The 20,123-nt window shown below is 58.2% G+C and carries 11 protein-coding genes and 1 pseudogene; 3 read left to right on the top strand and 9 right to left on the bottom strand.

All coding sequences use genetic code 11. The annotated features are described in order from the left end of the window. Positions 1-227 precede the first annotated feature (227 nt). Positions 228-2,408, bottom strand: coding sequence for a Ulp1 family isopeptidase (locus Q3C01_RS14280; protein ID WP_458145957.1), 2,181 nt, complete (start codon positions 2,406-2,408; stop codon positions 228-230). Between the two features lie 1,200 nt (positions 2,409-3,608). Here Q3C01_RS14280 and Q3C01_RS14275 point away from each other — a divergent pair. Continuing rightward, positions 3,609-5,091: pseudogene (locus Q3C01_RS14275) on the top strand (S10 family peptidase). A gap of 653 nt (positions 5,092-5,744) precedes the next feature. Here Q3C01_RS14275 and Q3C01_RS14270 read toward each other — a convergent pair. The 3 genes from Q3C01_RS14270 to trpD form a co-directional block, all read right to left on the bottom strand. After that, the gene (locus tag Q3C01_RS14270) at positions 5,745-6,245 is read right to left on the bottom strand and encodes a flavin reductase family protein (protein ID WP_458145956.1); all 501 of its coding nucleotides are present in this window, start codon (positions 6,243-6,245) and stop codon (positions 5,745-5,747) included. Positions 6,246-7,035: 790 nt separating this feature from the next. Continuing rightward, the gene (trpC, locus tag Q3C01_RS14265; protein WP_458145955.1) at positions 7,036-7,863 is read right to left on the bottom strand and encodes an indole-3-glycerol phosphate synthase TrpC; all 828 of its coding nucleotides are present in this window, start codon (positions 7,861-7,863) and stop codon (positions 7,036-7,038) included. Positions 7,864-7,868: 5 nt separating this feature from the next. Further along, a complete protein-coding gene (gene trpD / locus Q3C01_RS14260) occupies positions 7,869-8,885 on the bottom strand; it encodes an anthranilate phosphoribosyltransferase (RefSeq protein WP_458145954.1) in 1,017 nt (338 codons plus the stop codon). A gap of 2,032 nt (positions 8,886-10,917) precedes the next feature. On the opposite strand from trpD, the gene Q3C01_RS14255 reads away from it, so the two are divergent. After that, a complete protein-coding gene (locus Q3C01_RS14255; RefSeq protein WP_458145953.1) occupies positions 10,918-11,184 on the top strand; it encodes a hypothetical protein in 267 nt (88 codons plus the stop codon). Positions 11,185-11,413: 229 nt separating this feature from the next. Beyond that, complete coding sequence (locus Q3C01_RS14250; protein WP_458145952.1) at positions 11,414-11,764, top strand: H-NS histone family protein; 351 nt, start codon at positions 11,414-11,416, stop codon at positions 11,762-11,764. A gap of 337 nt (positions 11,765-12,101) precedes the next feature. On the opposite strand, the gene Q3C01_RS14245 is transcribed toward Q3C01_RS14250, so the two are convergent. The 5 genes from Q3C01_RS14245 to Q3C01_RS14225 all read right to left on the bottom strand — a co-directional run bounded on the left by Q3C01_RS14245 (position 12,102) and on the right by Q3C01_RS14225 (position 18,518). Next, positions 12,102-12,755: an FkbM family methyltransferase gene (locus Q3C01_RS14245; protein WP_458145951.1), complete on the bottom strand. Its 654-nt coding sequence runs from the start codon at positions 12,753-12,755 to the stop codon at positions 12,102-12,104. 293 nt (positions 12,756-13,048) lie between these two features. Next, positions 13,049-13,537 (bottom strand): response regulator transcription factor, encoded by a 489-nt coding sequence (locus Q3C01_RS14240; RefSeq protein ID WP_458145950.1) that lies wholly within the window; start codon positions 13,535-13,537, stop codon positions 13,049-13,051. Positions 13,538-14,118: 581 nt separating this feature from the next. Continuing rightward, positions 14,119-14,535: a DUF7694 domain-containing protein gene (locus Q3C01_RS14235; RefSeq protein WP_458145949.1), complete on the bottom strand. Its 417-nt coding sequence runs from the start codon at positions 14,533-14,535 to the stop codon at positions 14,119-14,121. Between the two features lie 1,838 nt (positions 14,536-16,373). Beyond that, positions 16,374-17,621 carry a dicarboxylate/amino acid:cation symporter gene (locus Q3C01_RS14230; protein ID WP_458145948.1) on the bottom strand — a complete coding sequence of 416 codons (1,248 nt, stop codon included), beginning with the start codon at positions 17,619-17,621 and terminating at the stop codon, positions 16,374-16,376. A gap of 42 nt (positions 17,622-17,663) precedes the next feature. Then, positions 17,664-18,518: an electron transfer flavoprotein subunit beta/FixA family protein gene (locus Q3C01_RS14225; protein ID WP_458145947.1), complete on the bottom strand. Its 855-nt coding sequence runs from the start codon at positions 18,516-18,518 to the stop codon at positions 17,664-17,666. Between the last annotated feature and the right edge of the window lie 1,605 nt (positions 18,519-20,123).

Raw genomic sequence — 20,123 nt, 5'->3', positions numbered from 1 at the left:
CCACGCGGCACCAGACTGGAGTGGTGGAGTGCTAGCCCCAGTCCAACGCTGATTGACAGGTTTGGAGCTGAAGTTGCTCACCAAACCGTTCAGCTGTGCGAAGGGATGGGAGTTATATTCGCGCCTGGCTGTGCGCCGTTCGCTCGGTTGGGCCTTTTGTTGCCGGCGAGACGCTGGTTTCAAGCCACGGCAGACGCTGGTGTCGGCAAAAGCCGTTCCGGGGTCCATCAGCCCCAGCCGGGACGGCCACTCAGTCGGTTTTGCAGTACCTGCCGATCGGCGATGAGGCTGTCGAGGTGCAGCGGCTCGTGCTGCGGCCGCTCTCCTTGCGCCAGTCGTCCAACCAGCGCCCGCGTGCCGTCCACCAAGAAGACGCCGCAATCATAACCGTTCTGCTGCTGGGCCATGCGGGCTGGCGCCAGGTGAGCGCCTAGCCTTGCTGCGAGCTCTGCTGCAACGGCGCTGTTGGTGGTCCCTCTGGAGTCGTAGTGATAGGCGACCGGCCTTGCCCGCTCGCGGCGATCAACAAGCAGCAGCGACCAATGCGTACCGCCGCCACCCGGAGCAGCATTATTTACTGGCACAAACAGGAAATTGGCGGTGTCGTTACCGTCCTGGTCATTGACGATCGCATGGAAGCTTTCCAGCAAGACGCTCTGGTTCTCGATCGAGCGCAGCAAATGGGCTTGCGCGGGCCGCACGAACCGCGTCCGCACAGCCAGATCCCGATTGTCCCCCTGCAACTCCTGTTCCAGGAGCGCGTAATCCGCCGCGATATGCTCGTCGCCTAGCCATTCCGTTTCGGCAAGCGCCAGCGGACGCTCCGATCCAGAAGCCTGTCCATCCGTCTGCCCAACTCCAGAGTGATGGATGAAATCAGACGGCGGCGGGACATCCCGCACCGGCGCAGACGGAGGATCATGACGCAGCGCGTGCGGTGTGGAGGCCAAATCAAGCCGAGAGCTAAGATCGCCGTGGATGTGTGACGGTCGAGCCCCGACAGACGGAGATGGCGCGGCTGCCGGGGGCGGCCACTCACTCAAATCAAAGCCCTCCCGTTTGGCTGGTTCCGCCTCCTGCGCGTGCTCAGGAGGGCCCACCTCCAGCGCCGCGTTCGCCTTAACAAGTTGGAGGTACTGCCGAAGAGGCCCGAAAGGCACGCCCGCTGTATATCCCGTGTCTCGCCTGAAGTCCCCATAATCCTTCTGCAACGCTTCTTCTTGCTGCTCACTGCCGTTGAGTCGGCTCACTATGCTCCCCCTATCTTCCTTTTGGAGCCAGTCGCTAAAAGTGCGTTGATTGCTAGCCCGAGCATGTTGGGTGTTGCGAGCCGCCCCGGGTCCAAGGTTGCGCAGACGCTGGTTGGCCACGGCGTCGATGATGCGAGCGTCGTCGGGATAAGGAGCCAGGGTACGGCGTCCCATGACACGGGGCCCGGCTCCCCTTACAAATTTTTGCTCCCCAGGCCCGAACCTTCGGAGATGAGACAGCGCAACGTCGAGCAGGTCGTCAGGGTCTCCACCCTGCCTCCTGTACTCCAGAACGTCGTCGGCTATTAAGTTGGTTAGAAACCGAGAGGCCATTGATGGCTTGTCGTTTGCTTTGAGCCACTTAGCAAATGCCCTGAGTCTGCTTCCAGTGTTTACGATGGTCTGTTTGGGTACCCCAAGCCCGCCGGTTGCTGCTGCGAACCGGATCAGCAAGGCCGCGTCTTCGGGGTATTCATAACGCGAACGCGGGCCTCTGAGCGGACCTCCCACGTTCCCGGCGCGGAAATCCTGGAGCGCTGTCAAAGCGCGCTCAACCCGCTTGTGCGGCCCCTGCTCATACTCCGCGGCACGCTCAGCCAACTGATTTTGGTCATCAAGCAGGTCGTCCAGTGCCAAGCCCCTAGACTGAAGGAAGCCGTTGAACCGGCGGAGATTGAGCATGAATTGCCTAGCGGTTCTGTCGGCAAAGTTGTTTTCGACGGCCCAGGCCCTGAACCCGCCAAGGAGCTCCTCCGCCTCGGACGTGCGACTGCGCTTAACCCCAGCCCTGGTCGATGAGGATGTCTCTCCCACATGTTTCGGGAAGCCTTCGATGCGCGCCCCTACGGTCTCGTGCGGTTCAAGTCCACGTCCAGGAATCAGTGTAACGCTAAGTCCTCGCGGATTGTTCAGGGTCGCCTCCTTTGCTCCTTGCCCGAACTTCGTCGTGTAGGGCCGACCATGGATGTAAAAATGTGGCCGCGACTCGAGCGGTGTCGCCGGCAGTGAACCGATCAGAGTGTCGGGCGCCGATTGGCAACCATGCTCCCATCCCGAGCCGACGATATGTGTGAAGTCTTCCGCATGTGGGAAGTCTTCCGCGGGCACGGTGGCCTGTATGCCGACCGCGGGGTCTGACAACTGGGATGGCAGGTCCATGTGGCCGGCGTCCCGGGCCGAGTCGTCCTCAGAGGTCGATCGCTTTGAGCCCACTGGGCGCCTCCACATCCCGCGAGCGAGTCTTCACTAATGCCGCAATATGAGATCGCGAAACTAGCCCCCCTGTCCTAGATCAACACTGCGCGCGTGCCGCCGTTCGGGGGGCGTGTTTCAGCGGCGACGGACGTCGCTCGAGGCGGATCCCCCGGTTGGCCGGCCCCGAGAAGCCATCCAAAGAATGACGAAGCCAACAACAATCTCAAACGTCGCGATCTTTCCGGCCCTACATCACCATGGCTTTGTGGTGCTCCTTCCATGAGGCAAGCAACGTGCCGAACTGAAATTGCGGCGCTTCTGCAAGTGCGCTGATACATTAATCTTTAAGAGCTTCGAATCGTGCTTCGCATCACGTGCACGAGTTGTCTCGAGGCTGACAATCGGCGCCACATGATATCCGACAAGGCGGGCACTCGCGTGGTGCGAGTGCAGCACCGTTGGTTGATTTGGATCAAAGGGGTGTTTGCCGTTCTGAGGTAGTGGTGGTGAAGAGTGGCTCTGGCTCTATGAATGAAACGGACTTCGAAGATTTCGTTTTCAACTCCCGAATGGCTCAAAATATTGAATGAGATGCAAAGCAAGCTCCACGCATGGACATCAAAGGAGGTTAGGCCAAGGGACGAAAATACTTGAGGGCCGATGTCAGTTAAACACCGTTAACCATGGCCACACCGTCCGTAGCGAATGATGCTGGAGGCTTCACCACCTGAATGAGGCGGCCGCCTCAGCTTCGCTCAGGCCGCTTAAGCGCGATCAGCCTTCCACCAAAAACGGCCTACCCGGGGCGGTCGCCGGATGCGTACACCTCAGACCGGAGTGTGGGGCGAGTCACTCGTTGGCAGGGGCAGGACATACGGTACCTCAGTGTTCCTGCAGGTCGTACAGTAGCTCGGTCTCTGTGGAGGTGCTCGCCGGCCCGAGAGCGCTAACTGCAACCACCGGTCCTGCCGCCACCGTATGTGATTCAGGGGCAATGAATACTGCATGAGTTAGTAGGTGTTCTTTCTCGACCGTCAGCTATTTGTATGCGCCGTGCGCGCCATGCGCACACAACTTGGCGGCAAAAGGACAACTTAATGCAATTTTGATTTCAGCACGCTCCGCCGCGCTTCTCTTGCGCTGGCTCTTTTTGCCTGGGGCACGATGGAGACGGGCCGGGCCGACGATCCGCCGCGGCGCCCTGAAGCCTCCGCGCAGGCCGGCCAGAAGAGCGGTCCTGACGAACGGGCGGGACAAACACCGAGCGCGCCGTCTGCAAGCGAGCCGCATCGCTTGCCGCCGGATTCGACCACCAAGCATACGCTCGATGTGCCAGGCCGGGTGCTCAGCTTTGCTGCGACAGCGGGCGCGATTCGCCTATTCGACGAAAAAGGTGAGCCGCAAGCCGACATCGCTTATACGTCTTATCTGCTCGACGGGACGGACCGCAAGACGCGCCCGGTCGCATTCTTCTTCAACGGCGGACCCGGCTCATCTTCGGCTTGGCTCCAGCTAGGCAATGCCGGACCCTGGCGGCTGCCGATCAACGCCGACAAGATCACGCCTTCCACTTCTTTAGAAGCGAAGCCTAATGCGGAAACCTGGCTCGATTTCACCGACCTCGTCTTCATTGACCCGGTCGGGACTGGCTATAGCCGCTTCGTCGCGAACGGCGAGGTTGTCCGGAAGAAGTTGTTTTCCGTCGACGGCGATGTCAGCGCCTTCGCGTTGAGCATACGCCGCTGGCTTGAGAAGTACGACCGGCTCCTATCGCCAAAGTATATCGTGGGCGAAAGTTATGGCGGCATTCGAGGACCGAAGGTCGTGCGCCAGCTGCAGATGCAGCAGGGCGTCGGAGTCAAGGACTTGATCTCGATCTCGCCGGTGTTTGACTACGGCCCCATCGGTATCTTGCGATATGTCACGCTGCTGCCGAGCTATGTCGCTACAGCTCATGAAGCCAAGAGCCAAGCGAAGGCCTCCGATCTCACCGACGTGGAACATTACGCGCAAGGCGAGTTCCTGGCCGACCTCCTCAAAGGTGAGGCTGACAGCGAGGCCAGCAACCGTGTCGCCGACAAAATCGCCGCGTTAACTGGCATCGACCAAGGAGTGACTCGAGGACGTGGTGGCCGCATTGACATTTACGAATTCCGCCGCGAATTGGACCGCCACAGCGGCAAGGTGACCGGAGGTTATGACGCCTCGGTGAGGGGTCTGGATCCCTATCCGTATTCAGCTGTCCACGCCTTCGGCGACCCCTCCGGTGATGCGCTTGCGCCGCCGATGACGAGTGCTGCCGACGATGTCCTGACGCGCAAGCTCAAGTGGCGGCCGGATGGCTCTTATGAACTACTCAACGGTGCGGTCCAGAAGGCTTGGGATTTCGGCTATAGACCTCCGGAGTCACTGTCGGAGCTACGACAGGCCCTTGCAACGGATGCGAAGATGAAGGTGCTGGTGGGGCACGGGCTTTTTGATCTTGTCACCCCTTATTTCGCCACGAAAATGGCCGTCGCCCAGTTGCCCGCCTTCGCCTCAGCGCCGCGGGTCACACTCCTGGTCCTCCCCAGGCGGCCACATGTTCTACTCGCGTCAGGCTTTTCGCGCAGAAGTCGAGGCAATGATCACGTCGGCGACAAATTAACTCGCTCATAGCTGAGCCGGCATATTTGTCGATCAGGAGCACGAGGAGGTCGGCGACAACGCCGAGAGCGAGTACCGCCTTGCGTTGCATAGGGGCGAGCTTCGCCACGATCAGGAGATGACGACGCCATGAAGCCCGATCGATAGCTGCAACAAGGCCACGAACTGTCAACTACCGATCGCGCTCCGGCCAAAACCATGACGCTGCAGCTCCTTCATTGATCTGGCGCAGCCGCTCGCTCTCGTGCAGATCGGCAAGCGGAAAGCGACGGTTTTCTATTCAGCCCCGTCTTTCGATGTGTGCGCGGATCGCGTTTGTTTTGGGATCGATCCAGCCGCGTTCGCGGGCGCCAGCGATCATCTGGCTGTAAGCCACGTCCCAACCCCGATCGTCCTGCGGGCGACCAGGCAGGTTAGGCACTAGATCGATAGGAACCAGTGCATTGTCCTGGTCAACGACCGTGATTCCTCCCAGCCTCGATGGGGTGCTGATCGTACCTCTTAGAACGAGCTTGAACCCGCAAAAGTCGAGCGGCTCCATTAGACGGACACCACTCTCGGGCGAGTATTCTACGATCATAGCTCGGCTCCATCACATCTCATCCCGACCATTAGTCTAACTGCCAGTTCAAACGCCGCCAATAAAACGTGCATTCAATCCTGTGGTAGTGTTCGAAGTTCGCCGCGACAGTTGATAAGGGGATTGCCCTCGCCTGGGCGCACCGCAACGGTTCGGCCGATAAATATTCCGTGCGTGCCAATGACTTGATAGTGGTGCAAAACGCACTCGAGAGCGCAGATTGCGCCTTGCAATAGAGGCACGTCGAGAATCCCTTGATCCCAAGGAGCCGTATCGAACCGTTGGAGACCTTTGGAGCCATCTCGGCCGGCGAACCGCAGAGCGATGTCCTGATGATCAATTGCAAGAAGGCTCACGCCAAAACTGCCGTTCGCAAGTATCGCATCGTGAGTCCCGGAACTGTTGTTGATGCCGACCAGCAAACAGGGCGGCTCTATGCAAATCGAAGTGATAGAACTGACCGTTAAACCACGTCGTTCAAGTGCCCTTCCTGTCGCCACGATCGCAACGCCACTGGCGAGATTTCGCATGGCCTGGCGAAATTCGATCGCCTCGATTGATTGAATATGGCTCATCTGGCCAGACAACCTAGGATCAGCGCCCAGCGTGCGGGACCACGTTCAAGTTCGAGCGTTCCCGCTAGGCAAACGTTGCCACGCTCTCGGCTCTCTGTTCCCCAGGCCAGCCGAGCAATTGGTGCTTTATCGCTCTGATAAGCTATTTTGGCCGTAGACCGTTTGGATGAGACTTCTGGCCTCGCCTGGAATGGCCAAGCTTCATCGATACCGTGACGTCGGTCCTGGCTGGCATGCGATCTACGTTCTCGGTGACCGCGCCGACGCGCATCTTCTTCGTCGTTTTCATCTTCAGGCGGTCCGGGCTGACCCTGCCTTCGATCAATATGCGCCCTTTCGACTCCGTTGAGCCCATCGAGCAGGCTTCTGAGTCGGAGAGATGATTGGTAACAAGCGCCCCGGTCGGGCCTGTGACTAGCCCGCTCATGGCCTTGAACACGCCTGGAGGTTTTGTCCGCAAGAGTACTGCGGGCCTGATAGTGCTTGACACTCGCCTGGCCGACTTCAGGGCCTAGGCGCCGACGCGCCGCTGGAATAGTCACAAAAGTGCGCAAACGGGACTTTTGGTGCCCCGCTGCTATTTCTGAATAATCAGTGATATGCAGCTGCGCAGGCGACACTCGCGGATCCCACCATGATCCTAAGTCCGATATCGCAATTGTCGGTCCGGGATTTTTCGCTGCGGCGGCTAGCACACTGACGCGTTTTCCCGATCCACCGATCACGCGAAGGCTGCCGCTTTCAGATCCGATATGAGTATGGCGCATCAGCTGGATGGAGACTTTGCGTGTCATTGATTCGCCCGGGTCGCTGCCGCCTGGTTTGGTGAAAGAAGTGCGCGAGTTGCCGCTGTTAAGTCAGACTGACGCATCAGATTTTCGCCCACAAGGAAGGTCGAGATACCGGCTCGCGAGAGCCGCGCCAGATCAGTGGACGCGCAGATGCCGCTTTCACTGACGATCAGACGATCCTTCGGGATGAGTGGCGCCAGGGTTTCGCTTGTCTTAAGGTTTGTCACAAACGTGCGCAGGTTGCGGTTATTGATGCCAATCATCTGCGAGCGAAGCTTGAGAGCGCGATCGAGCTCTGCCCGGTCATGGACCTCAATCAAGACGTCCATACCATACGCTAAGGCCGCAGCCTCGAGGTCGTTGGCCGCCCTGTCGTCCAGCGCGGCCATAATCAGCAGAATGCAGTCGGCACCATGGGCGCGAGCCTCGATCACCTGATAAGTGTCGAAAATGAAGTCCTTGCGCAAGACCGGCAGGTTTGTGGCCGCGCGCGCCCTCTCCATGGAATCAAGGTCACCCATGAAAGATGGCTTGTCCGTCAAAACCGACAGGCAAGCGGCGCCTCCTGCTTCATACGATCTGGCAAGTGACGGCGGATCGAAGTCAGAGCGAATGAGCCCCCTCGATGGCGACGCTCTCTTGAGCTCGGCGATGAGAGCATAGCTACCTGACGCGCGCTTCTTGTTAATTGCGCTGAGAAAGCCGCGCGGAGAAGGCGCGCGCCGTGCGCGCGCCTCGAGCTCAGCACGCGGAAGCGCGCGTCTGGCAGCTTCGATCTCTTCGCGCTTGTAGGTTTCGATCTTCGTCAGAATGTCGGAATCGGTCATGTCGTCTATTTGGCGTTGGAAATTGCAACAAGATGCTTCAAGCGCGCGGCGGCGGCGCCACTGTCCAGTGATGCCTGCGCGATGGCTACGCCCTGCTTCAACGTTGTGGCCCGACCGGCCACTATCATGGCCCCTGCCGCGTTCAGGAGAGCAACATCACGATATGGGCCTCGCATGCCCTCGAGCACGCTCTGCAGTGCAATCGCGTTTGCATCGGGATCCCCGCCCTTGAGTTCTCCCTTTCCGCAAAGAGGGAGCCCGGCTTCTTCCGGCGTCATCTCGAAGCTGCGAATCTCGCCCTTCTCCAGCGCGGCGACAAAGGTGGGGCCGGTGAGCGTGATCTCATCAAGTCCATCGCAGCCGTGCACCACCCACACCGATTCCGCACCGAGGCTCTTAGAGACCTCCGCTAGAGGCCGCACCCATCGGCGCGAAAACACCCCGATCACTTGCCGCTTGACGCCCGCAGGATTGCAGAGCGGCCCGACGAGGTTAAAGATCGTGCGGGTCGCGAGCTCGACCCGGGTAGCGCTCACATTTTTCATCGCCGGATGATGAGTCGGCGCAAACATGAACCCGATCCCGGCATCCCGGACACAGCGGGCGACATCTTCTGGCTCCAGGTCGATCTTCACTCCCAGCGATGCCAGTACATCGGCGGAGCCTGAGCGTGAGGAGAGCGCGCGATTTCCGTGCTTGGCGACAGGAATGCCAGCGCCAGCGACAATGAAAGAAGCGCATGTCGAGACGTTGACGGAACCGGAACCGTCACCGCCGGTGCCCGCAATGTCGACGGAACCGGGCGGGACATTGACCGATCGCATTCTGCCTCGCATCGCGGAAACCGCGCCGGCAATTTCTTCCACTGTCTCGCCGCGCACTCTCAGCGCCAGCAACAACCCGCCCATCTGAGCGGGCGTCGCCTTGCCCGACAGCATACTGTCGAACGCAACGGCCATTTCCTGGTGGTCCAACGGGGCGCCGCTAGCGACTTTGCCCATGATTTGCTTTAGATCCATCATGCACTGTCAAGCCGCACGGAATTGTTGTTATCGCGTTCGGTCCGAGCACGAGCGGCCCCATCGATCGACGCGGCGACTTCCAAATGCGACCGGCCGCCCTGTTGAGAGACAACGCCGACGGTTGTTCGCTCAAGGCGCGTTGGATGCCTGCCTTGTTTTATGTCCGTTCGGGACCTCAGCTGAGGCGGTCCGAATTCGGGGATCAAGACGATCAGAGTTTCGGTGCCATTCCGGCCTGCTGCCGGTCCGATGCCGTTTGTGTTGGCCGCCATGCCCGCCGCAAATATCGTTGGTGCCGTCCAACGCAGCGCACGAAGTCGGCAAGATGCTTCAGATCTCGTTTCAACCACACCCGCCACCATCACCTTGGCATTCGCGCGCACTGACCAGCGCAGCCTGCTCCATTGGAGCACCTCGCTTTTCTTACGATTGCGTCTTGAAGCCTACAACTTGACGCTGCGACAGCTTCAAGCCATTTCGGCGAACGAGCGACACACTCGCAAACGTGGATTCGCGCCAAAGCGGAGTCGATTGGGCCCGAACTGCTCACGTCCGTTCACCAGAAGCTCGACGCTTCGGATGCGCTGTGATTCGTTGCCACATCGACTGGAATGCCCGGATGTCGCTTGACCTTTTGAAGTTGTGCAGCCAGTCGCTATCTGCGCCTACCACCACAGTGCCCCTTACATGGCGCCTGGCTCAATAACTCTGTCGCAAGACGGTTGAGGAGCAACACGCGCAACCAAACACAGCGAAGCTGCATGCTCAAACACAAAGGGATAGTTTGGCCAAGTTGGCCCAGGGCGGGCGACGGCAATCGCCGAGGATGCCAATTCTCGAGACAAAATGCGCTCGGAGCAGAACTGCCCTGGCCCTTAAATCATTCGTCGGGTGGTTTTGACGCCCAAGCCAGAGGACGCAACGACCGTGAAAGGAAAACGAGGAAAAGCGATCTTTTTTGACTCTGACGACATCCCCTTTCTCACTACGTCCTTTCTCAACAACCGTGGTCTCAACAACCGTGGCCACTTCGCCGAACTGCTTCGATCTCGTTCTGCGCGGGTCTAACGCCCCGGGCTTTAAAGACACCCCCGCCGGTGCACTCGGCGGGGGTTCTGCAGGTGGATGACGCGAGGCTCGCGAACGAGGTGTCGCATCAAGGACCCGCACTCAGCGAACGCCCTCGCTATCGGCAAGCTGGACTTCATTGTCCGTACCGGCTCTTGGCGTCCATAATCGCTTATCGTCGGGAGATTTGTGCCGATAACGTGAAACCGTCCCATCTGCGGCATCCACTAAACCGCCTAGCCTGCACATCTACAGTCATCTGGTTTGGCCGTCTGTGGTTTTGAGTTCCGCCGCGATAACGCATCAGAATGCTCTGCGCTTAGGCAATTCTATGGGACGTTCCGTAACGCGAGAGATAGGCCGAAGGTAAACCGCGTGCAAACGATAGCGCTCACGCCGTTTGTGAGAGCGCCATGCGCGAACGCTGTACCCTGCTCCAAAGCCAACAAACAAAATCGGAAGCAGTACCATAAATAGCATCATTGACGTGTCTCAGTGTGCAGAGCGGTTGCGTTTTCTCGAATGAGCAACGAGGACATCATGACGGTCCTTCTTGTTCCTTGTTTGTGATTAAGCCACTCTGCGATCATACAAGCTGACGTAAGGTCCGTTTCAAGCCTTGTAAGGCCTCGCCCGGAACAATATTCCGCTGCAGAAGGCGTCGCCGACGCAGCCCCACTCAACGCCCGTATGCTCACGACAGAGCCTGGAGGCCGCGAGCCATTCGCCACGGCTGGATTCGTTTCTGGCCGATGCGATAGGCGATTGAGATGGCACTCGTTTCTCTATTGCCACCGCCCTCATTTGGCGCCGATGAACCGCACCATCTCCGCACACCACGCTGAAAATATCGAGGTCGCACCGCTTGTTGCGGCCGGTCGCGTGAAGCTTGGCTGCAGCCTTGACCGATTCTTCAGAACTCCTAGATGGAGGCTCCTCTCGACTGCAATCCGAAGGCTACGAAATGAAGGTCAAAGAGCTTATCGAGCTTCTGTCAGGATGTGAGCAGGATGCTGAAGTCATCATTCCGGACTCGTCTTCGCCGCGCGAGGCTTTCGCGGTTGTGAAAGCTCTCCAGACTGGATGGACTTATAATCCACGCCTCGCGATCGAGGATATGTCCTTTTGGATTGACGGGGCCGACTATGTTGAGCCGCCGCGCGGTAGCTATATTGCTCGTGGAGTGCGGTTGCTCGGTCCGAGATGTGGACCTGTCCTGGCGATCCAATAGATCGCCCAGAAATAGCTCAACGTCGCTCGCTTCTCAGAGGCAACTCACCGCGGCTGATACTCTGAGCCATCGATTGTCCTCGTCGTTCTCCAACAACGCTGTAGCGCGGCTCCCAGGCTCTTCTGCCGGATTAGCACGGTCATTCGCTTCGCCAGTCAAAAATCGCGCCTTGTCTATTACTTCGCGCGCGATTATTTAACGCGACGAAATTCCAGCATGGCAGATCGCAATGAAGATGAATGACCTGAAGTCAATGAGTGTCGACGAGTTGTGGAGTCTCCACGAGAAGGTCTCCGCCGCTCTAACTCGACGGATTACGGCGGAAAAGGTCAGATTGGAGGAGCGGCTGCGAACCATCGGAGCGGTCGATAAGCTCGCCCGGCCAGGGCGTGAGCGTCGGCCCTACCCGCCTGTGCGGCCAAAGTATAGAAACCCGAAGAATCCGGAGCAGACATGGTCGGGGCGCGGGAAACCACCCCGATGGCTCAGCCCGCAACTTCGTGCCGGCCGGAAGTTGGATGATTTCCTGATCGACCGATCTGCTCGTAAGCGTCGCCACAAGGCTTCGCAAGCCGGTTAGCGGTGCTTGCTTCGGTCTACCCGGCTGTGCGCCTAATTAACTCTGAACGGCTGCGGTTTTCTCCCTGCCCATGTGGCAAAAGCTCAATATCCCGGCCTCGCCGGGAGTCTTGGCTCACTCGCAGCTCGGCCACTTCCCGGCTACCGATAGTGCAACTCGGAAAGAGCAACCGCGAGCGGCAGCGTCGAGGGGCATGGAATTACCATGCCCTTCAACTAACGGCCACGGGTACCGCGCCACAGACCTCTGATGACGAACAAGCCTATCGACTTCTAGCGCATCTGTTCGCGTTCGATTGCCGAACCACCTAAGGCTGCAAAGAAAAGCAGAGGCCGAGCTAACAGCTCGTATTCCTAAGCAATACGTCACCCTCTACTTCGCGGGGATAGACCGTTACCACTTCGAATGATGGTAAGAGATCAAGGATGGCTCGCAAGGACAGTTGCCCTTCGTAAAGCTCGCGGTCGCTATATTCCGTGTAGATGAAGCGGGTATTGCTCAGGGTCCGGCTGCCGCCAGCGATGACATCGGACTCCGCTCCCTGAACATCCATCCAGATTAAATCGATCTTGTCCACGTTGGCTTCGCTGTTCCAGTCATCGAGCCTTCGAGTTTGAACGGAGATAGGATGATCGAATCGAACCCACTCATACTCGGCAAGATGATTCTTTGGCCGGCGTATTGAGCCCGAGAGGTCCCAGCCCTCCGCCTCTCCATCTCCATTACTTGGATGGAATTCGATACTTCCATTTCGATCGCTGATCGCGAACTCAAATAGCCTCACATTCTTGACGTCCTGCATGTTCCTTTTAAAGCGAACCAACGCTCGAGGGTCAGGTTCAAAGCAGTAAAATTGCGCTTCGGGGCGCAGCTGGAGAAAGCGTTTCGCATCGGTTCCATCATAAGAGCCGATGTCCAATATAACCGGGCTTTGACTATCCAGAAGAGAAACGATCTGGTGGTGAACTTCCAAAGGGTTAGGGTCTAGCATGCGCTTTAGGCCTCTCGCACGGATCGCATTTGGGCTTGGGTCGACTTTCTTTGAACTACGGCAGTATTTCGGTTTGAGCGTCTGAACTCCTTAATGCACATGCGGCTCCCGCCATGCGATGACATCAATCGAAGTCTGTGGTTTGAGTTGATCATCTTACGATGCCTTCGAAGGCGGCATTGTTGGCTTGAAACACTTAAACTTCGGCGTGATTTGAATTCGTCTCCGATTTGTGGCCAGGAGCCGACTCCCATGTTGCGCACCAAGAGGTCGCCAAGCCGGGCACGATCATATTAAAGGGCGCCTCCGAAGCGCCGCTCGTCTTTGAGCGCCGCTTTAATGCACGCGAGCAGCTCGCCACTGCTGAATGGCTTACGCAGGAAATGCGATACGCCGGCTTTCAACGCGCGAGCTCGGCTGTCGTCGTCGAGTTCAGCCAGAAGAAGTATGGTTGGGATTTCGTTCCCGGACGCGACGAGCAGCTCATGCAAGTCTAGCCCACTCGTGCTCGGCAGCTGCATGTCCGCAATCAAACAAGACGTGCTGATGCAACGCTTCGAATTCAGGAATTCATCCGCACTCTGGAACAGATATGGGACGTAGCCAGCTGAAATCACCACGCTCAATAATGGTTCGCACACCGCCAGATCATCACACACAACGGAGATGATATCGAGCGTGTGGGCGATCCGGACCAGATCTAACAGCGACCTCTTCTGTACCTTCGGCGCGACTTGACTCGCAACCTGACCGCACCGCACACGACCCTCTTGAAGAAGCATCAGACACCCACACTCGACAGCTCTCGCCTTCGTCGAGGAGCTAAGGTGAGATCGAGGCGTGCCTCAAGTGTACGGTGGTAGATAGCCCACATCGAAGAGGTTGGAAGACCTATACGAAGGTTTGCTGATGCCGCCAACCGCGGGGCTCCGGCAAAACCTTGTACGAGTCCGCGAAAACACGTTACCGAGAATGGCTTCCGCCCTCGATGTTCGACGCAGACTTGAGAATTCTTCTCGCGTCTAATCATCCTGATACGCCCTGACGTCTCTCCGGACCGGACCTCGTTATCCGTCGTTCTCGGCAGCTCGTAAAATCGATTGTATCGATAGAACGTATCCGAACAGTGGATGGGTCTGTTTGTATCGGGGCAACGCAGGCGAACAACCAGGAGGAGAGAGCCGCCCCGCGCCACTGGTTATGGGTCCGTGCGCAGAATTTCTGAGGCGCTCAAAATGGACCGGTGTCCGGTCAATTGCATTCTGCCGGCGAATCGGTGTGCAGCCCGTTGTCCCTTACGAGAGGATGAGTCTTTATCCTTGATGGTGCGAGCTTCCGCTGAGGCGGGTCCAATCGTTCAGAGTCACTTGACCCGTATTTGTGCAGCCAGCGCGGCCGCTTCAGATGGGCCAATCCCGACTATACCGACGAACCCAGAGGGCGGCATCGGAATTTCCTGATGAGTCGGCCTCCAGAGATGCAGACAATAACGGCTGTTATTGACGTATTCTGAATGGGGCGGATGAAGCTGCATCGCACACTCTTCCTCGTCCCAAAAGAGATCCTTGACGAAGCACATCTCCTGCCAATTCGGACAACGCCGCGGTGTCGAGACGGAGACATGCTCCCAACGCGGACGGAGCAATCCAATGACTTTCAATTTGCACCCGCAGGGTCCCTGCACAAAGAAGAAACCGCAAGGACCTGACCCTGGTGCGCTGGCGAATTGTCCATATCGTACGCGACCAGCTTCGAGCTGGTCCACAATCTGCGCTCTCATGCTACCTCCTTTGCCGCGCGGATTCATCGGATCTGACTGAGATCAAATTCTGCTCGGACCGTCTTCGTTCAAGACCGGGACTGCTTCGCAATGCGGGTACGCCCCCTCTACTGTCATATGGGCGCGTGTCGCCAAGTCGCCGCACTCGATGAAGTGGCACCGCCCCCTGATTGATGGGATGACTACTTCCCGATCCGTTCACTTTCTGAATCGATTAGAAGCGCCGGTTTGCTCGCGGATTGCTCGGCTGTCGGTGGGCTCGTCTCAACGTGACGCGAGGACCGATGGCGCTGAAGATGGGAGCGCCCCAAAGCCAGCTCCCTTGAACGCAACGCGCACGGTGCTCCATGCGGCTCGATCGCTTGGTCGAGTTGAAGAACACGGCCCCGATTCGAGCCTTTTAGGCGCGCATGTCATCACTGGCCACCGACCGAGCTCGCCATGCTCGTACGATACAAGCCCCCAGCTCCTCGTCATTTGAAGCGAGCGGCGGCATTTCGCAGCATTTGGCTTCGATAGGACCATCTGTTCACCGCCGCCGTGATCCGACCACACCAAGGTCGTCTCGCGGCAGTTTGGGAAGAAGGTTGCGCAGTCGACCGGCGAGAGACAGTCCTGCCGTTGTCTGGCCCGACGGCGCTATCGATCTTTTCCAAGACAGACCTCATTCTGCCAATCTCCGAGTCGCCAAGCGTGGGGGACCGCCGAACTGGATACGCCGACCGCCTCAAGGCTGCCCTCTCCTGATTGCCGGCCATGAGCGAGCGCTTCGAAACACGCATTGGGACCACTAGCAATCTTGACCTCGCTTGTCTTCCTTCACCGCGCATTCATTGGAATACCCTGCACGGCGTCGACTTCGCAAACATCCAACTCTCCTCGCGAGCCGTTTACATCGACCGACGTGTCGCCGTACGGTTGCTCACGATTGTCTCAAGTCCTACAACCTGACCCTACGTTAGATTCAAGTCATTCCAACAGCGCAGCCAAGCCTCATTTTTTCGATCAGCCGGCAACGCACTCGGTCATCGGCGTCACTTGCTGCTCAACAAGATGGTAGCGATTGATAAAACATGCAGGTAGAAGAGCAGCTTCGGTGCGACGTTAAACCGCCCGCGGCTCGGAGAGGGATTCCCAACTCCGGCCAAGAACCTTGCTAAGATTTTGGCACGAGTTAAAGTAGGGGACTAAACATGCAAGCGCGGCGAGCCTGGACCATCAAAAAATCCCTTCCACATCGAGATGCAGACATCCAACGACTTCAGGCTCAGCTAGACGAACTGAACCAACGCCTGAATGAACTTAGATGTCCAGCTCTAGATCTGTCGAATGTAGCGGCTATCAGGGCAAGAGCACTCACGCTATCTCATGAAATTGACGACATTCGTTGCTCGGCGAGCGCGATTGACGCGTTGACAGAACTGCTCCGGAGATAGTTTGGCCCGTTACGGCTCAAAGCAATTCTGCCGCAAAGGCCTATTCTGTAATTAGATGCCGCCGCCTCCACATGCCCTTCGGCCTCTTCGCAGCTCGCGTCCGATGCTCGTCAGCACCGACCAAAATCGGCCCATGGTTTGGCCGTGAAGTCCCCCCTGGCATCTCGTTCTGGCGGACTAACTGGGAGCGGCGCCCCCTCCGGGCGTACCTCGTTAGAATAATTGCACTAATGTGCAAATCCAACGACGGGTCTCGACGTCTTGCTGCTGTTACTCTTACCATCAGCGGCGCAGAGATTAGCGTCACTGCCGACCCAGCACGAGGTAGTGGCGATTCGCAGTACATCCGGAGGCGGAAAGCCTACATAGTTTGTGGTAGTTCCTGATGCTTGTCGAACCGATTCAACGGCAGACCCGCCCGCTGAGCTCCTTGCGATCGAGTTCGCCTTCCCACCAGGCGACCACCACGCAGGCGACGCCGTTGCCGCAGAGATTGGTCAGCGCACGGCATTCGCTCATGAACTTATCGATACCGAGGACGATTGCCATGCCCGGTACGAGCCGCGGATCAACCACCGCCAGTGTTGCGGCGAGCGTGATGAAGCCTGCACCGGTGATGCCGGAGGCGCCTTTGGAAGTCAGCATAGCCACCACCAGGATGGTGAGCTGCTGGCCCAAGGTGAGATCAAAGCCGAGCGCCTGCGCGATGAACAGGCTCGCTAAGGTCATGTAGATGTTGGTGCCGTCGAGGTTGAATGAGTAGCCCGTGGGCACCACGAGGCCGACCACCGATTTCGAGCAGCCGAGCCGCTCCAGCTTCTCCATCAGAGATGGCAGCGCACTTTCCGACGACGAGGTGCCGAGTACGATCAACAGCTCGTCCTTGATGTAGGCGAGGAACTGGAAGATCGAGAAGCCGGCAACGCGCGCGATGGTTCCGAGCACGATGAACACGAAAAGGGCAGCGGTGACGTAGAAGGTCGCGATCAACCCCATCAGGTTGAGGATCGCACTGGTGCCGAACTTGCCGATGGTATAGGCCATCGCGCCGAATGCGCCGATGGGTGCCGCATGCATCACGATCGAGATGACGCCGAACACGGCATGGGCGGCGTCGTCGATGAAGTTACGGATTGCATGGCCGCGCTCGCCGAGCCCCATGATGGCGAAACCGAACAGCACCGAAAACAACAGCACCTGGAGGATCTCGCCTTGCGCGAAGGCGCCGACCACGGTGTCAGGGATGATGTGCAGGATGAAGTCGACGCTCTTCTGTCCCTCGGCCTGTTTAGCGTAGTTGGCCACCGCCTTTGCGTTCGCCGCTGCGCTACCGAAGCCCGCACCCGGGCGAACCAGATTGCCGACGATCAGCCCGATCACGAGCGCAAAGGTCGAGACGATTTCGAAATAGACCAGCGCCTTGACGCCGATGCGGCCGACCTTCTTGGCGTCCTGGATGTGCGCGATGCCCGAGACCACGGTGCAGAAAATGATTGGGGCGATCACCATCTTAATCAGCTTGATGAAGCCGTCGCCCATCGCCTTGATCCAGTCGTTGGTGGCAAGCGAGGGCCACAGCCAGCCGACAACGGTGCCCATGACAATGGCGATCAGGACCTGGGCGTACAGTATCTTGTACCAAGGCTTCATGGCAGCACCACGGCGCGACAATAGCGGGAGATCAACGGCTCGCTACGGCTTCAGATCAGAAGCGCGCGCCAAGGCTGCAAGTTCAGTTTCAAGCTTTGGCCGGTGCTTGAAGATCGCGTCGATCAGTGCTGGTACAGGCTGCTCAGCGCCCTCAACCAGCATTGCTCTCTCGGCGCGCTTCAACGGGGCGAAGACACGCTTGACGATAGTCGGCGAGCCCTTAAGGCCACATTTCGAGATATCTGCGATGCCTGCGTCCTGCGCATTCCATTTAATGATATCGGTGCGCGCCGCACGCAACGCATCCATCATGCTGCCTCGCCGAATCTCATTTGTCGCCTCTAGCATGGTAATGAGACATGGCAGCTTTGTGCGCAGCACCTGCACGCCGCCTTCCGAGCGTCGCTGAACCTCGATCGCGCGAGCCGCTAGATCGAGGCTCGTGATCTCGGCCACATAAGTGAGCTGCACCACTCCGAGCCGTTTAGCAATACCGGGCCCAACCTGCGCGGTGTCACCATCGATCGTCTGCTTGCCCGCAAAGATGAGGTCGGGTGGGCCATACTCCTCTCCGATCTTACGAATGGCCGTTGCCAGCGCGTAAGTAGTCGCAAGCGTGTCGGCTCCGGCAAAAGCACGGTCGGTAAGCAACACCGCACGATCTGCTCCGAACGTCAGTGCCTTTCGCAGCGAGTCTTCGGCGGACGGGGGTCCCATGGTCAGAATGGTGACCTCGCCGCCAATCTTGTCGCGTAGCTCCAGGGCGGCCTCTAGTGCGAACAAGTCGTAAGGATTGACGATTGTCGGCACGCCCTGGCGCATGATGGTGTTGGTCACGGGGTGCACGCGAATCTGCGCGGAGTCCGGAACCTGCTTGATACAGACAACGTTGTGCATCGGCTATCTCTCCAAAAGCTGCAGAAATTGAATTGAAACAGCTAGTGTCATACCCGTGGAAGGGCTTCCAAGATTAGCCGTTGATGTAAGGGACGTATCGGACTCACCGAGGGCGACGGTCGGTGTCGTAAGATCACAGTTCCGACGGTGCATTGCAGATCGGTCTTTCGAAAGTTCAGACCCCATACGACAATGCGATGCTGCGGTTGCGATTCGTGAAGACATTCCATACGCGTATTCCTCCGGGCGCCTTTGAGCTTTGGCGCTTTCATTGCGAATTGCCGCCAGGTTTATGGGTGTTCCTGGCTTAGAACGAGGCGGGCCTGACACACGAGCAGGGGCGCACCGGGCCCGCCCCTACATCACCAGGCTGGGTGGCGATGCTACGTTGAACAAAGCAAGCAGCGTGCCGCAATTGATAAGGGTGCTTTCACAAGCAATTCGCACGAGTATCTTCCAGGGAACGGCTGGCGAACGTCACTTGAATGTCAGCAACGCAACAATTTGGTCGCTTCGTTGCTCCTCACGGGGGGCTGGCAAGCGTCTGCAATGATAGTCATCCTCTGCTGTTACTTTTCATCAGAGGCGTTTTTCGTTTTGGACCTAGCTGCGGTTCTCGGCCACCGAAGAGAGCTCGTGCGAGCTAACGACTTACGCTTCGAACCTGTTCCGTAAGTGGCGGGCCCGGATTGCCCGGCAATCCGAGCCCATAGCCTCAGCAATCCGGCAAGTCGGTTGTTCGGCTACAAATACAACGTAGATGGAGACGCTCGCCAAGCGCATTGATGTCGCTCAAGAACTCCGTGCCGGCAAGTTCAGTCGCGCAACTCGCAGCCGAGGATAGCGGCCGACTTGAGAGAAGCCGATGCCATCAAAGCCTCAAAAGTCCTTGCACACGGGGGTTGAACCGTACCTAGCGTCAGGTTGTAGGGATAGTTCAACCGAGTCGCTTCCTCTTGAATAAGAGATCCTGCGACTACGTTAGCGGCGCACTTTCTCAGACGCTCAAGCATCAACGATAGTGAGCAGGGTCGAATGGATGTTGGCGTGCCCAACAGGACTTTGTTGCTTGCATAGTTGGACCTCCGATAGCCCTGTCGGGTGAGCGCTCGCGTGATCCTCTAAACCAACAGGAAATATCATGGCGCGATTTGCAGGCTCCGTTGAACGGAGCGTCTATGGAAGGTCTTGATTTGTTTGTCTTGGTCATGGCAGGGATGACCTTGGGAGGACTGGCTGCTGTCATTGCACGCGACACGACTGAGCGCGAGTTTTGCTGGTGGGAGCATCTGGCGCTGTGGGCTGCCGCAATCGCGCTGCTCTGCATTATTGGCTATAAGATGGGCGGGGCTAGATCTGATGGGGAAGTCGAATTAGGCCGTATAAGTCCAGGCACTACGCTGCCGCTAGCCGCCAGCCCTTCGCGCGGCAGGAGTTATGTACCCGCATTCGCGCGGAGTGCGCCAAGCTGGCGAGGGTCGTCGTCTCTAGACCTTGACGAGAGTGAAATCTCATGCCGCGAGGTTGGTGCCTTGACGACTGATTGTGAGGTCGACGCAAGAACTCGCCAAGAACATTGATGGATGCATCGCCCGGAAGTGGGAT

Source organism: Bradyrhizobium sp. UFLA05-109, from assembly GCF_054185165.1.
This window is presented reverse-complemented; position numbering and strand designations above follow the sequence as displayed.

Excerpts from the sequence above, each read along its gene's own strand:
- Q3C01_RS14280 (WP_458145957.1), bottom strand. The coding sequence starts at position 2,408 with ATGGACCTGCCATCCCAGTTGTCAGACCCCGCGGTCGGCATACAGGCC.
- Q3C01_RS14230 (WP_458145948.1), bottom strand. The coding sequence starts at position 17,621 with ATGAAGCCTTGGTACAAGATACTGTACGCCCAGGTCCTGATCGCCATT.
- trpC (WP_458145955.1), bottom strand. The coding sequence starts at position 7,863 with ATGACCGATTCCGACATTCTGACGAAGATCGAAACCTACAAGCGCGAA.
- trpD (WP_458145954.1), bottom strand. The coding sequence starts at position 8,885 with ATGATGGATCTAAAGCAAATCATGGGCAAAGTCGCTAGCGGCGCCCCG.
- Q3C01_RS14255 (WP_458145953.1), top strand. The coding sequence starts at position 10,918 with ATGAAGGTCAAAGAGCTTATCGAGCTTCTGTCAGGATGTGAGCAGGAT.
- Q3C01_RS14235 (WP_458145949.1), bottom strand. The coding sequence starts at position 14,535 with ATGAGAGCGCAGATTGTGGACCAGCTCGAAGCTGGTCGCGTACGATAT.
- Q3C01_RS14240 (WP_458145950.1), bottom strand. The coding sequence starts at position 13,537 with ATGCTTCTTCAAGAGGGTCGTGTGCGGTGCGGTCAGGTTGCGAGTCAA.
- Q3C01_RS14250 (WP_458145952.1), top strand. The coding sequence starts at position 11,414 with ATGAAGATGAATGACCTGAAGTCAATGAGTGTCGACGAGTTGTGGAGT.
- Q3C01_RS14245 (WP_458145951.1), bottom strand. The coding sequence starts at position 12,755 with ATGCTAGACCCTAACCCTTTGGAAGTTCACCACCAGATCGTTTCTCTT.
- Q3C01_RS14270 (WP_458145956.1), bottom strand. The coding sequence starts at position 6,245 with ATGAGCCATATTCAATCAATCGAGGCGATCGAATTTCGCCAGGCCATG.
- Q3C01_RS14225 (WP_458145947.1), bottom strand. The coding sequence starts at position 18,518 with ATGCACAACGTTGTCTGTATCAAGCAGGTTCCGGACTCCGCGCAGATT.